This window comes from Candidatus Krumholzibacteriia bacterium (genome assembly GCA_035649275.1).
Lineage (GTDB): Bacteria > Krumholzibacteriota > Krumholzibacteriia.
Window position 1 is genome coordinate 1 of the sequence record DASRJW010000124.1, and the last position, 13,459, is coordinate 13,459.

10 protein-coding genes are annotated in these 13,459 nt (G+C 67.2%); 3 read left to right on the forward strand and 7 right to left on the reverse strand.

Features of this window, described 5'->3' with window-relative positions:
- From VFE28_13325 to VFE28_13355, 7 genes are all read right to left on the reverse strand, one after another.
- On the reverse strand, positions 1 to 947 hold a 947-nt coding region (locus VFE28_13325; GenBank protein HZM16976.1), incomplete at its 3' end, for a TolC family protein.
- Between the two features lie 147 nt (positions 948 to 1,094).
- Positions 1,095 to 2,402, reverse strand: coding sequence for an ABC transporter permease (locus VFE28_13330; protein ID HZM16977.1), 1,308 nt, complete (start codon positions 2,400 to 2,402; stop codon positions 1,095 to 1,097).
- Positions 2,403 to 2,410: 8 nt separating this feature from the next.
- Positions 2,411 to 3,664, reverse strand: coding sequence for an efflux RND transporter periplasmic adaptor subunit (locus VFE28_13335; GenBank protein ID HZM16978.1), 1,254 nt, complete (start codon positions 3,662 to 3,664; stop codon positions 2,411 to 2,413).
- A gap of 55 nt (positions 3,665 to 3,719) precedes the next feature.
- Positions 3,720 to 4,559: a hypothetical protein gene (locus tag VFE28_13340; GenBank protein ID HZM16979.1), complete on the reverse strand. Its 840-nt coding sequence runs from the start codon at positions 4,557 to 4,559 to the stop codon at positions 3,720 to 3,722.
- Positions 4,560 to 5,075: 516 nt separating this feature from the next.
- Entirely contained in the window at positions 5,076 to 6,110 is a 1,035-nt protein-coding gene (locus tag VFE28_13345) for an aldo/keto reductase (protein ID HZM16980.1), read from the reverse strand.
- An 18-nt stretch (positions 6,111 to 6,128) separates the two neighbouring features.
- Positions 6,129 to 7,025: a 5'-3' exonuclease H3TH domain-containing protein gene (locus VFE28_13350; protein HZM16981.1), complete on the reverse strand. Its 897-nt coding sequence runs from the start codon at positions 7,023 to 7,025 to the stop codon at positions 6,129 to 6,131.
- Between the two features lie 8 nt (positions 7,026 to 7,033).
- Positions 7,034 to 9,313, reverse strand: coding sequence for a S9 family peptidase (locus tag VFE28_13355; protein ID HZM16982.1), 2,280 nt, complete (start codon positions 9,311 to 9,313; stop codon positions 7,034 to 7,036).
- Between the two features lie 381 nt (positions 9,314 to 9,694).
- Between VFE28_13355 and VFE28_13360 the strand changes: the two genes are divergently transcribed.
- The 3 genes from VFE28_13360 to VFE28_13370 all read left to right on the forward strand — a co-directional run bounded on the left by VFE28_13360 (position 9,695) and on the right by VFE28_13370 (position 13,455).
- Complete coding sequence (locus VFE28_13360) at positions 9,695 to 11,032, forward strand: serine/threonine-protein kinase (GenBank protein HZM16983.1); 1,338 nt, start codon at positions 9,695 to 9,697, stop codon at positions 11,030 to 11,032.
- 58 nt (positions 11,033 to 11,090) lie between these two features.
- On the forward strand, positions 11,091 to 12,071 hold the full coding sequence (locus tag VFE28_13365; GenBank protein HZM16984.1) for a serine hydrolase: 981 nt from the start codon (positions 11,091 to 11,093) through the stop codon (positions 12,069 to 12,071).
- Positions 12,072 to 12,177: 106 nt separating this feature from the next.
- Positions 12,178 to 13,455, forward strand: a complete 1,278-nt coding sequence (locus tag VFE28_13370) for a glycosyltransferase (protein HZM16985.1) — start codon at positions 12,178 to 12,180, stop codon at positions 13,453 to 13,455.
- The last annotated feature ends 4 nt before the right edge of the window (positions 13,456 to 13,459 follow it).

The window sequence follows — 13,459 nt, forward strand, 5'->3', positions numbered from 1 at the left end:
GCCTTGCGGCGATTGCGATCGGCCTGCTGCACCGCCACGGTCCGTTCCCAATCGTCGAGCATGCGCTGCCGCGCCGCCGCTTCGAAATGCGGCGCCGGCACAGGCTCGGTAGGTTTCACCGCATCATCCACCTCCAGATCCAGGAGCACGCTCAGCTGCCGCAGCTGTTCGCGGGCGTCGACCTCGGCGTCCACATGCTCGAGCTCGGCGTCGAGCCGCTTCGACGCCGACTGCAGCCATAGCTCTTCCGAGATGACGCCGTCCTTGAACTTGAGCGAGTCCACTCGGGCCTGGGCCCGAGCCGCCTCCATCCGGTCGCGGGTGAGGTCCTTCTTGAGCTCGAACCGCAGCACCGCGACGTAGGCGTCGGTCACGTCCCGGCGCAGCTGCCCCTCTTGCTTCTGCTGCTCCGCGCTGGCGATGTCCCGGTCGTCTTGCAGATCATTGAGCAGCTTCTTCGCCGCCGAGGGGCGGAAGAGTGGCTGCTCCAGGCGGAAATCGAAATATCCCCGGCGCAGCGTCTCGTAGACGAACTCCCCGGACCCGATGAGCCGGGTATCGGGATAGCGCGAATCGTCGGCGTTCAGGTTTGCCGACCCCGTGAGGGTGCCGCCGGTGATCAAGCTCTGCTTGAGCTCGATGAAGGACTCGAAGGACAGATCCCGCGTCCGGTAGAGCTGTTTCGTGTTGGCGCCGCCGAAAAAGCGGTAGCTCTCGTCCACGTCGAAGGCCGGCACCGAGCCGTTGATCGACACCTCGGGCAGCTTGTAATTGATCCGCTGCGCCTGATACTGCTGCCCTACCACCTCCGCCTGCCCGCGGATGATGCGGCCCCGGGCTGTCTTTTCCACCGCCCGCTGCACCGCCTGTTCCAGCGTCAGATCCAGGACGTCTGCCGCCGCCGGCGAGACCCAGCTCTGCTGCACCGACCACAGGATCAGGCACAAGGCTGCGACCGACCACCGGCCCGAGCAGGCGAGACAACGTCGATGGCGGACATGTCGACCATGAGCATGCTTAGCGCGGACGTACATACGACGGACAGGCATGCGACGGGAATGCATGCGACAAGCCTCCTCTCGGCCAGACCGAGCTCATTCGTAACGCAGGGATTCGATGACGTCGACCCGGGCGGCGCGCGCCGCCGGATAAAGCCCGAAGACGATGCCCACGAGACTGGACACACCGATGGCGAGCACGATGGCGAACAGCGACACCACGGTCGGCCATTGCGCATAGAAGGAGATCACCCGCGAAATCAGCAGCCCCAGCGCCAGGCCGATGCCGCAGCCGAGCATGCAGATGGCGATGGCCTCCACCAGGAACTGCAGCAGGATGTCGCGCCGGGTGGCGCCCACGGCGCGGCGTATCCCGATCTCCCGGGTGCGCTCCAGCACCGTCGCCAGCATGATGTTCATGATCCCAATGCCGCCGACCAGCAGCGACAGCCCGGCGATCGCGCCCATCACGATGTTGAAGATACGCTGCGTCTTCTGCGACTGCCGCAGCAGCGACTCGGGGACGACGATGTCGTAATCGCCCACCCCGCCGTGGCGGCGCGCCAAGATCCGTTCCACCAGCTTGGCCACGGCGGGCACGTGGCTCAGGCTGCGAGCCGTCACGGTGAGCTGGTCGATCTCCGGAACATTGAACTTCTGCTCGCCGCCCTGGTTCATGGTGACGGAGAAGCCGCCCTCCATCCGCGAGCGCGACGCCAGAGTCTGGCGGTCGAACTTCTTCTGTGCTGTGACCAGCGGGATGTAGATATCCTCGTTGAGGTTCTTCAGCTCCAATCCCTCCACCTTGCCGCGCCCCAGGTACTTGTCCGCCATGACGCCGACCACGGTGAAGTCGAGGTCCCCGACGCGCACGCTCTCCCCGAGAGGATCACTGAAGGTGAAGAGCGCCCGCTTCGCCTTCGCCCCGAGCACGCAAACCTGGGCGAAGGTTTCGTCGTCGCTGGGGAGGAGGAAGCGACCCGCTTCGACCTCGACCGAAGACGAGAGCATGAATGCCGGCGTCGTGGCGACCACCCGCACCGGCGCGATCTGCGAGCGCTGGCGCACCGTCTCCAGGGGCTCGTAGCGCTGCGGCACCACGTTGGCGACCAAGTCGGTGAAGGCGGCGATGTTGGCTGCATCCTCCAGCGACAGCCCCGGCGAGCGGTGCAGTCCCTCGTCGCCTCCCGGATCTTCCTCGGGGGCCTTGGCATTGACGATGACGTTGTTGATGCCGAGGACGGCGATTTCCTCGAGCACTTCCTTCTCGGCCCCGGCGCCGATGGAGAGCATGCCCACCACGGCGGCGACGCCGATGATGACGCCGAGCATGGTGAGGAGAGTGCGCAGCTTGTGAGTGCCGAGCGAATCGAAGGCCATCAGCAGGGTCCGCCGGGTTTCCATGGCCCGCCCTAGGGCCCGGCCTGGGCGGCCGGCGGCGGCTGGCGTCCTTTGTTCATCTCCGGCTGCGTCGCCTTCTCGCCGGGCATTCCCGGTTCCTCCAGCGTCGGATCGACGAGGCAGATGCGCTCGCCACCCTGGAGACCGCGGGTGACCTCGATGTCCCGGTCGTTCCGCCGCCCGACCTGCACCTCCACCGGGCTTCCGTCCGCGAGATACACGAGCGGCTTGCCCTGCTTCTCGAACACCGCTTCGAGGGGCACCGAGACCACGTCGGGCAAGCGCTGGACGATGACCTGTGCCGAGGCGGACATGCCGGGTTTGAGCTTCGGGTCCACGTCGAGAATGGCTAGCTCCACGTCGAAGACATTGATCTTGGAGTTGGGCTCTTTGCGGCGTGCCAGCGTCCCCTTGCGCACCACCTTGGCCCGGTAGGTCGTGTCAGCGAAGGCATCCACGGTGACGATGGCTTCCTGCTCGGGCTCGACGGCGCTGGCATCGACTTCCGAAACCGTGGCCTTGACGATCATCTCGCTGAGATCCGGCACGGCGACGAGCGGCTGACCCTGCCAGGGCGAATCACCAGCCTGCACCTTGCTCATGGCGTTCCCCTTCCAAATCTCGAGATGTACCACCATTCCGGCGATCGGGGCGAGGAGCGTCATCTGATCGAGCTCGCGCTGGGCCAGCATCACCTTGTCTCGGGCGCGCTGCACCTCTAACGTCGCCTTCTGCACGTCAGCGCGCTGTTGTTCGATCTTGGCCTGATTGTTGAGCTCCGCCAGCTCCAGCTTCAGTTTCGCCTCGTCGGCCACGCGCGGCGCCTCGTACTTCAGCTCGTCGTAGCTGCGCCGCGCCTGCTGCAGCTCGAGCGCCAGCTGCTTCTCCTGGATGGCGAGCTCCCTTTTGGCGCGCTCCAGCGAGGTCTCCGCGATCTTGAGGGCCGACTGGTTGTCCTGCAGCTCGGCCTGCTGCTGGGTGGCGTTGAAGCGGACCACCGGATCCTGAGGCTTGACCTGTGAACCCTCCGGGGCGAGCCAGGTGATCTGCAGGTTGCGCACCCGCGGCGCCACCAGGGCGGAGGCCTGACGCGCGTCCACCTGGCCGTTGACCCGGATCGACAGCAGGAACTCCCCCTTCTTCGCCGAGGCCAGCGGGATGTCGGGAGCGGTGGAGAGGAAGGCGTGCACGCCGTAGTAGCCGCCTACGAGCACGGCGCCCCCGACAAGGAGGAGGGAGATCGTCTTCACGACGGCACGACGCATTGTCTGACCTCAGGCAATGAAGTGACCGTTGCGCTCGCGCACCGGTCACACCACATCACTTGTACAGTATCTTCACGCCCGACCAGGTAGCACTCGCGACCACGGCCGCGGCGCTGGACGGCGCCGTCGAACCCAGATCCTCCCAGATGTAGATCAGGAACTTGCCTGACTCCCCCACCGGCTTCGTCAGATCCTCGATGACGACGAAGTTCGCCTCGCCTTCCACCTTGTAGTCCGTGCCGGTGAGATCGAAGAGCACGTAGGTGCTGTAGCGCGCATCGCTGGCCTTCCAGATATCCGGATCCAGCTTGCCGTCGAGGCCGTGGTTTTCCGAGTAGAGATCCCCGCGCTCCCCGAAGGACTCGAGGGGCGTGAGCGTGATCTGTAGGCTCTGCATCCATAGGTCCGCGGGGACGATGGGATCGCCTGGATCAGGACTCTCCGGGTGGAACATGCGCTTCTGGATGCGCACTTCTTCGTCATATCCCCACGACGTCTCGCTGGTCGTCGGATCGCTCAAGAAGAAGAGGTATTCGGCTTTGCGGTTGCCTACCTTCTCGTTGGCGAGAAGAGAAGCGAAGAGGGCACTGTCCCGCGTCAGGTAGGACCGCGCCAGGGCTTGGATGAGAGCTTCGGGCGAGTCGAGACGCGAGGCCGGGACGATGAAAGCGAAGCCTGCCGGCCTCGCAGTGTACGTCCCGGGAGGCAGGACGAAGAGATCCCGGACCACCACCGCGTCGAGCGCCCCTGAATCCCCGATCCGATACGCGTGCACCGAGCCAGAACTGGGCGTCACTTCGAACGCTGCCGTGGGGCCCGTGGGTGGCGCGACGGGATCCTCTTCACAGGCGAGGGCGACGCAGAGGGCCGCGACGAGCAAGCATCGTACTTTCATGCCCTCCCCTTCGGCCGGCCGTGTCGCCGGAGCTCGCTATGGGCAGGTCGATGTCCATGATGCCGCAGAGCCGGCGGAGCGACGAAGCCGATCTCTGCGGTCATGGTAGCACTCGGATCGCAGCGACGGGGCTGGACGCCCTCCAAGGGAGGCCGCGCCTGCCGGTGAGGAGGACCCTCTCTCCGGAGCCCCGAGCGGGGCTAGGGCCCGCGGAACGGAGCAGACACGACGGCTGCTCTGGTTCTCGGGGAGCGGCTGCGTTGACGGGGCCGAGCGCCGATGCTACCGTGAACCGATCCGCTGTTGCCCTCGCTGCACTGCCTTCCGTGCACGCGGCCGTAGCCTGCCCGTTACGTCCGCAAGCGGACGGGGCGGGCGCTCGTCCGCCCCGTCGTCTGTCTCACCTTCGACGGCTACGCTAGTGGCTCACGGCTAGTCTTCTGACTCCGCAACTGGGCTGAGTCGGCTGCTTGGCTGACTCGTCTACTTGGCTGACTCGTCTACTTGGCTACTCGGCTACTCCGCTGACTTCTTCTCGGACAGGTCGATGCGGTCCTGCATCCCGCCGTGTAGGAGATCGACGATGCGCGGCTGGGAGAGGAAGTTGTGCGGGAAGCCGAGATCCATGCGGCTCACCTCGTCGAGACGCCGCAGGTGTTCCTCGGCGAGTCGGACCTCGAGCGTTCCGAGGTTGTCGCGGAACTGCTCCAGGTCGCGGGCCCCCAGGATCGGGACGAGCCCCGGCTGCTGCCGTGCCCAGGCAAGTGCCACTGGCGCCGGCGTGCAGCCCAACTCCTCGGCCACTGCCACGACGGTGGCGGCGATCTTCAAGTTGCGCTCCACCGTGGCGGCGCCCTCCTTGGCGCGGCCCTCGGCGCGGGCGGAACGGTTGTACTTGCCCGAGAGCACGCCGGCGCCGAGGACGCTCCACGGCGTCACCGCCAGCGAGAAGGCCCGCGCCATGGGGAGCAGATCCGCTTCGGCGCTGCGGTCGATGAGGCTGTAGCGGAGCTGCAAGGCCACGAAGGGTGACCAGCCGCGCAGCGCGGCCAGAGTGTTGGCCTGCGCCACGACCCAGGCGGGCGTGTCGGAGGCGCCGACGTGCAGCACCTTGCCGGCGCGCACGACATCGTCCAAAGCGCGCATCACCTCGTCCACCGCGGTGGTGAAATCCCAGGCGTGCACCCACAAGAGATCGACGTAGTCGGTGCCGAGACGCGCCAGGCTCTCTTCCAGGGCGCGCACCATGTTCTTGCGGTGGTTGCCGCTGAAGTTGGGGACGTCCCGCCGGGTGAACAGGCCGTACTTCGTAGCCACGACGAAACGGTGGCGGTCACCGTGGATGAATTCGCCGACGAAACGCTCGCTCGAGCCTTCGGTGTAGCGGTTCGCGGTGTCGATGAAGTTGCCGCCGGCGTCGGCGAAGGCGGTGAAGATCCGCCGGCTCTCTTCCTTCGACGCCCCCCAGCCCCACTCGGTACCGAAGGTCATCGTCCCGAGGGCGACCTCGGAGACTCGCAGGCCGCTCCGACCGAGCAGCTTGTACTGCATCCGGACTCCATCTTGCCCTTAGGAAGACGCGCCGGCGGCACTGCGGCGCTCGACCTCGGCGCGAGCGCGCTCCCACAGAGCGGGGGCGCCGAGCTGGGCGCTGAAGGCCTTGAAGCTGCGCTTCGGACCCGTCCAGCGCAGCGCCTCGACCGTGCGGAAGAGCTTGGCATCGGTGCGCAGAGTCGCCAGGTCGCGGAAGAGCATCGCCTCGTCCCAGTGTTCCACCAGGTTCGCCCCGAGCTGCGCCGCGTTCCGCAGCGGCACCTTCCAGCGTATCGCTTCCTTCGGAATCTCTTCCAGATGCGGGAAGCGATGCAGCACTGCGGCGGCCGACTTGGCCCCCCAGCCACGGACGCCGGGGTAGCCGTCGGCGGTGTCGCCGACCAGGGCGAGGTAGTCGGGGATGGAGGACGGCGTCACGCCAAAGCGTGCCTCCACGGCGCGGGCGTCCCGCACCTGGCCCGTGCGCCGGTCGAGCTGCACGACCCGAGCCTCTTTCACGCACTGCGCCAGATCTTTGTCGGGCGAACAGATGTAGACGGTTTCGACGCGCCGGTCCCGGGCGGCGAGCTTCGCCGCCGCGCCGAGCGCGTCGTCCGCTTCGAGCTCCACCATGGGCCAGACGACGACGCCGAGCTTCTCCAGCGCCTCTTCCAGCAAGGGGAACTGCGACAGCAGGTCTTCCGGCATGCCCCGGCCGGTCTTGTAGCCGTGATAGAGATCGTTGCGGAACGATTCCACCACGTGATCCGTCGCCACGCCGAGGTGCGTGGCGCCGCTCTTCAGCATGGCGAGGACCGAGGTGAGGACACCGCGCACCGCGGCCACCTCGTGGCCGGCCTCGTCCTGCATCGAGGGCAGGGCGTAGTAGTGGCGGAAGAGCTCGTAGGTGCCGTCGATCAGATGGACGTCCATGTTCCCCGCTAGGGTCGTGCCGCCTGCGCGCCGGCTTTGCTCGCCGCCGCCGGCAGCGCCGCCCGGCCCGAGAGGTCGAGCAAGAAAGCGTAGCCGAGGGCCGTCTCGCGATGGCGCTTGAAGCGCCCCGAGGCGCCGCCGTGCCCGGCGTCCATGTTGGTCTGCAAGAGGATCCGCGCGCCGCTGGTCTCGAGACGGCGGAGCTTGGCCACGTACTTCGCCGGCTCCCAGTACTGCACTTGCGAATCGTGCAGGCCCGTGGTGATCAGCATGTTCGGGTACGCCTTCTTCTGCAAATTGTCGTATGGCGAGTAGGACAGCATGTAACGGTACGCCGCCGCGTCGTTCGGGTCGCCCCACTCGTCGTACTCGCCGGTGGTGAGCGGGATGTCCGCGTCGAGCATCGTCGTCACCACGTCCACGAACGGCACGTGGCTGATGATGCCCTTGAAGAGCTCCGGCGCCATGTTGGCGACCGCACCCATGAGGAGCCCGCCGGCGCTGCCGCCCTCGGCGAACAGCCGCTCCGGACTGGTGTACTTCTGCGCCACCAGGAAGCGGCCGCAGTCGATGAAGTCGGTGAAGGTGTTCTTCTTGTGCATCAGCTTGCCGTTCTCGTACCAGTCTCGCCCCAGCTCCTGGCCGCCGCGCACGTGGGCGATGGCGAAGACGAAACCACGATCGAGCAGACTGAGCCGCTGCGACTGGAAGCTGGCGTCGCGGCTGAAACCGTAGGAGCCGTAGCCGGTGAGAAGGAGCGGAGCGCTGCCGTCCTTGACGAAGTCGCGCCGGACCACCAGCGAGATCGGCACCCGCGCGCCGTCCGCTGCCGGGGCCCACAGCCGCTCGGTGACGTAGTTGCGCTTGTCGAAACCGCCGAGCACCGCGTCCTCCTTGAGCAGCTTCTTGGTGCGCTTGTTCAGGTCGTAGTCGAAGATCGACTTCGGTGTGGTCAGCGAGGTGTAGGCGTAGCGCAGGACCGGGGTGTCGTACTCCCGGTTGTCCGTCGGGTAGGCCTGGTACGCCGGTTCGCCGAAGTCGAGGTCGTGGGCGGGGCTGCCATCCCGGGGCACGACGTGCAGCTCCAGGAGCCCCTTGCGACGGCGGGAAACCACCAGGTGGTCGCGGAAGACTTCGACGCCTTCCACGAAGACGTCGTCCTGATGCGGCACGACCTCGGTCCACCGCGCGGTCTGGGTGGCGCCGATGGGGGCGCGCATGACGCAGAAGTTCTTCGCCTTCCAGTTGGTGCGGATGACGAAGTCGTCGTTCCAGTCCTCGATGGAGTACTCGTGGTCGGTCTCCCGCGGCAGGAACACCGTCCAGGTTCCCTGCGGCTGATCGGCGCGCAGGAAGCGATATTCCGTGGCCAAGGTCTGCTCCGAGCCGATGAGCAGGAACCGCTTCGACTTGGTGGCCCCGACGAAGCAGCTGAATTCGGCGTCGGGCTCCTCGTACACCAGCCGGTCCGCCGTTGCCGCCGTCCCCAGGACGTGGGCGTAGATGCGATACCAGCGCAGGGTTTCGGCATCCTGCTTGGTGTAGAAGAGGGTGCGGTTGTCGGCGGCCCAAGCGCAGTTGTTGGTCACGTCCGGGATGATGTCCGGCAGATCCTTGCCGCTCGTCAGGTTGCGGACTCGTAGCGTATAGAAGCGCCGGCCGACGACGTCGGTGCCATAGGCCAAGAGCTCTTGGTTGGGGCTCACCTGCAGACCGCTGCAAGAGAAGAACTCGTGTCCCCGCGCCAGGGCGTTGCCGTCGAGCATGGTCTGCTCCGGACCGTCGGGCCCGCCCGGGTGCCGGCAGTAAACGGCGTACTCGCCACCTTCGACATAGCGCTCGTGATACCAGTACTTGCCGTCCTGGGCCGGCACCGTGGCATCATCCGCCTGGATGCGCCCGACGATCTCCTGGTACAGATCCTCTTGCAGCTGCTTCGTGTGCGCCATCTCCGCCTCGGTGTAGGCATTCTCCGCCTTCAGGTAGGCGAGCACCTCTGGGTTCTCCCGCTCCTTCAACCAGAAGAAATCATCGTTGCGCACGTCCCCGTGCTTCTCCAACCGGTGCGGTTGCTGGCGCGCCAGCGGCGGTGTGGCGTGCGCGACCGCGGTGCCGGCGTGCGGCGGCGCAGCGGGCTGTGCCTGCGTCACCGGCGGCTTCGTCTGCGTCGCCGCGGGCGGTGTCTGCGTCGCGGTCTGCGCCCAGCCCAGGGACGGCGCCAGTGCCGGAGAGAAGAGCGCGCTCGAGGCGAAGAGCAGGCTGGCGAGACGGACAGCTCGGAGAGACATGGTTTCTCCTTTGCGACCTCAGCGGGCGCGCTGGCGACCCAGGCCCCGCGCACCGTCGCGGCATCATCCGTCTGCCGGCGGCGCCTGGCGTGGGATCGGCCACGGGGCGGAGGCCACGATTGTGGGGGGTTCGTGCAGCGGCTGCAAGTGCGGATCCGGCTTCCGCGCCCGGCGCGGAACTCGTAGGATCATTCCCGCCCAAGGGTTTGCAACCGAGTCGGGCAGTCGTGGGGGCGGTGACGGCGCCGCGGCGCATCCGTGCGGACCGGGGCGTCGCCTCGGTCTGGACACGGGCCGCCCGTCCCTGCTTCCCGGAGGGAACGCGAGCCGGGGGTCGTGCGTCGATAGGACGGGCCCCCGCCGGAGGGACAGCCGCAAGCGGTGATCGGGAAAACCCTGAAGAACTACGTCGTCGAGGATCTCCTCGGCAAGGGCGGCATGGGCGCGGTGTACCGCGCCCGTGACACCAATCTGGAACGCAACGTCGCGATCAAGGTGCTGGCCCCGGAGCTCGCCAGCCAGCCCGAGCTGCAGCGACGTTTCCTGCAGGAAGCCAAGGCCGCCTCGGCAGTGAACCATCCTGCTATCGCCCAGATCTACGAGATCGAGCACGAGGGCGACCTGACCTTCATCGTCATGGAGTACGTCGACGGCTCCACCGTGCGCCAGCTCGTGTCACGCGGCGAGCTCGATGTGCTGTCGGCAGTGGAGATCGGCATCCAGGTCGCGGATGCCGTGGCACGCGCCCACGGCGCCGGCATCGTGCATCGGGATCTCAAGTCGGACAACATCATGGTGACCCGCGACGGCCACCCGAAGGTGCTCGACTTCGGCCTCGCCAAGCTGCAGACGGTGGCGAGCGCGGACGCCGATGCGACCCAGGCTCTGTCGCTGCACATGACACAGGCGGGCACGGTGCTGGGGACGATCGCCTACATGAGTCCGGAGCAAGCCCGCGGCCAGAAAGTGGATCACCGCACCGATGTTTTCTCTCTCGGCGTCGTTCTCTACGAGATGAGCACGGGCAAGCTGCCCTTCACTGGCCCCAGCGCTTTCGACACCATGCACGCCATCGTCTTCGCCGAGTCACCGCCGCTCACGACGGTGCGCGCCGGCTTGCCCTATGGCTTGCAGCGCGTCGTGGAGCGCTGCCTGCGCAAGGACCCGCAGGAGCGCTATCAGAACCTGAGCGAGACCGCTGCCGATCTGAAACGTGTGAAGCGCGAGATCGAGTCGGGCGTGGAGAGCGGGCCGCCCATGCTCGAGCGCGTGCGCCTGCCCAAGACCTTGCTGCCGAAGAATCTCTCCACCCGCGGCGCCGTGGTCATCGGTTTCTGGGGCATCGTCCTCACCAGCCTCCTCCTCACCGTGCTGGCCAACAAAGGGGGCTTCGCCGGCGCCATGCCCTTCCTCGTCATGGGGGTGATCGTCTACGGCCACGTGCGCGGCCGGCGGCGGCGGATGGCCAAGCGCTTCATCAAGAAGGCAGCGAAGCTCAAGGAAGTGCAAGTCGTCGGTATGGAGGGCGACGAGTTCATCGTCGCCAGCCGCGGCACCAAGGCGAGCACCCACGTGAAGCTCAACTCGCTGCTCGAAGCGGCCAACGGCGGCCTGTACTACGGCCACGCCTTCAAGATGACGGTGCGCTCCGATGTGCCGGCGGAGGAGCTGCAGTCCATGCCTTCTCGCCTCAGTGTTCACTTCGTCCGCGAGGAGTGAGACGCAGCAGTTTCGAGGGGTGAGCCTGAGCAGATTCCATGTCGACCACGAGGTGTGCATGCCCCAGCGCGCACCGCAGGCGCCAGGCGTGAAGCGACGGCTGCCGCGGGGTCTGGGGTTGCTGTTTTGTGTTTCCCTCTTCTGGGCCGACCTGCACCTGGGGTCCGCCGCCGAGACGCCGAAACCGACGGGTCCCGCACCCCCCTTCCTGATCCAGGACGATGCCTGGCGTCCGCTCCGCTCCTGTGCCGACACGACCTTGCAGCGACGACTGGAACAACGGCTGGCGCAGCACGACCTCTGGCGCCGCTTGTGGCGTGAGGCGAAGCTCGGCGTCGGCCTGGTGGACCTGAGGCGCCTCGAGTCGCCGCGTTTCGCCCAGGTGAACGGCGACACCATGTTGGAGGCGGCGAGCCTGGCGAAGATCGCCGTGCTCTTGGCCGCGCACCAATCTCTGGCCGCAGGCAGCCTGGAGCAGACGCCGGAACTCCGGACCGATCTGCGCGCCATGATCCGGGTATCGAGCAACGCGGCGGCGACGCGCGTCATCGAGCGGCTCGGGAGCGGACGACTCGGGCTCGCGCGCATCGCCGCCGTCCTCACCTCGCCGCGCTACGCCTTGTTCGAGCCGCGCTACGGCGGCGGCCTCTGGGTGGGAGCTGCGTACCCCGCCGGGCGCGACAGCTTGCCGGACCCGCTCCGGGGTTTCTTGCACGCCGCCACGGCGACGCAGGTGTGTCGCTTCTATCACCTGCTGCTCACGGGACGCTTGGTGGACTTCGAGCACAGCCAAGCGATGCTCGCGGCCATGTCCGAACCGGGACTGCGAACGAAGTTCGTCCGCGCCCTCGCCGGCCGTGTGCCGGCCGCGCGCCTCTATCGAAAGTCCGGGAGCTGGGGCCTGCACCACGCCGATTCGGTCCTGGTATGGGGAGAGGCCTCTCAGCGCTACATCGCCGTGGCCCTGGTCGAAGACCCCGAGGGCGAGACGATCCTCGTGCAGCTCCTCCCGGCGCTGGAGGCCACTCTCGGCCCGTAGCACGGGGGCGAAGCCGTGCAACAGGAGCGGTTCGTGAGTCGAACTGATTCGCCGATAACTCGTTACGGCGGCGTGGAAGGGGCCTGGAAGCGCTCCAAGCGGCTCCGTGCCTGCCCCCGGCGCGCGCACCTGCCTGGAGCGGTCGCCGGCGGCGCGGCGGGGTAGCTCGGGGGCGGCGTATACTCGTCTGCCCATGATCCGCATCCTCTACCTCATCGACACGTTCTTCGGTCCGGTCGGCGGCACGGAGAACCAGATCCTGCGAATGATCCGCCGGCTGGACCGGCGGCGCTTCGAGGTGCATTTGCTGTCGCTGCAGCACAGCCCCTGGCTCGAGAAGGCCGAGATCCCTTGCCCGGTGCACACCGCCACCTTCCGCTCCTACTTCGGCCTCGACTACTTCCGCTTCCGGCGCCAGTTCCTGGCGCTCTGCCGTGAGAAGCGCTTCGACATCGTGCAGACCTTTTTTCGCGACGCCAACATCCTCGGTGTCCACTTGGGCCGGAAAGCGGGCGTCCCGGTGCTCGTCTCCAGCCGGCGGAACATCGGTGCCGGTTACTGGCACACCTGGTTCCAGGTGCGCTTGCTGCGGCACCTGGCGCAATACACCCAGCACTACATCGCGAACTCCCAGGCTGCCGCCGAGGAAGCGATCCGGGTCGAACAGGTGCCCCGCCGCCGCGTTTCGGTGATCCCGAACTGCCTCGACAGTTCGCTCTATGGCGTCGTCGACCCAGGGGTGCGCCGGGAGACGCGCGCCGCGTGGGGAATTCCTGCGGAGGCGCTCGTCGTCGGGGCGGTTGCCAACCTGCGCCCGGTGAAGAACCTGCCGTTCCTGGTGCACGCCGCCCGCCGCGTGGCCGAGCGCGTCCCCCAGGCCCACTTCGTCGTCCTCGGTGACGGCCCGCAGCGCGAGGCCCTCGAAGTCTCGGTGCGCGACCTCGGCTTGCAGCATCGCTTCCTCTTCCCCGGAGCGTCGGCGCAGGTCGCCCGGGAGCTGGGGGCCTTCGATGTCTCCGTCCTCTGCTCCAAGGGCGAAAGCAGCCCGAACGCCGTTCTGGAGTACATGGCGGCAGGCCGGGCCAGCGTGGTGCCCGACGTCGGCGGTTGCAGCGAGCTGATCGAGTCCGGCGTGCACGGCTTCGTCTACCCATCGGGGAACGAAGAGGTCTTCGTGGAAAGGGTCGTCGAGTTGTTGCAGGACCCAGAGCGGCGCCAGCTCCTGGGCGAAAGGGCTCGACAAAAGGTGCGCGAGCGTCACGACTGCACCGCGGTCATCCCGCGCTTGGAAGAGCTCTACGAAACCTTGGTACGCAATGGCGCCGGAACGGCGCCGCCGCAGCCGGCGGTGTCTGGCGCCGTCGGTCCAACGGCTCTACAATAAAGAA

Excerpts from the sequence above, each read along its gene's own strand:
- VFE28_13330 (HZM16977.1), bottom strand. The coding sequence starts at position 2,402 with ATGGAAACCCGGCGGACCCTGCTGATGGCCTTCGATTCGCTCGGCACT.
- VFE28_13355 (HZM16982.1), bottom strand. The coding sequence starts at position 9,313 with ATGTCTCTCCGAGCTGTCCGTCTCGCCAGCCTGCTCTTCGCCTCGAGC.
- VFE28_13340 (HZM16979.1), bottom strand. The coding sequence starts at position 4,559 with ATGAAAGTACGATGCTTGCTCGTCGCGGCCCTCTGCGTCGCCCTCGCC.
- VFE28_13350 (HZM16981.1), bottom strand. The coding sequence starts at position 7,025 with ATGGACGTCCATCTGATCGACGGCACCTACGAGCTCTTCCGCCACTAC.
- VFE28_13345 (HZM16980.1), bottom strand. The coding sequence starts at position 6,110 with ATGCAGTACAAGCTGCTCGGTCGGAGCGGCCTGCGAGTCTCCGAGGTC.
- VFE28_13335 (HZM16978.1), bottom strand. The coding sequence starts at position 3,664 with ATGCGTCGTGCCGTCGTGAAGACGATCTCCCTCCTCCTTGTCGGGGGC.
- VFE28_13365 (HZM16984.1), top strand. The coding sequence starts at position 11,091 with ATGCCCCAGCGCGCACCGCAGGCGCCAGGCGTGAAGCGACGGCTGCCG.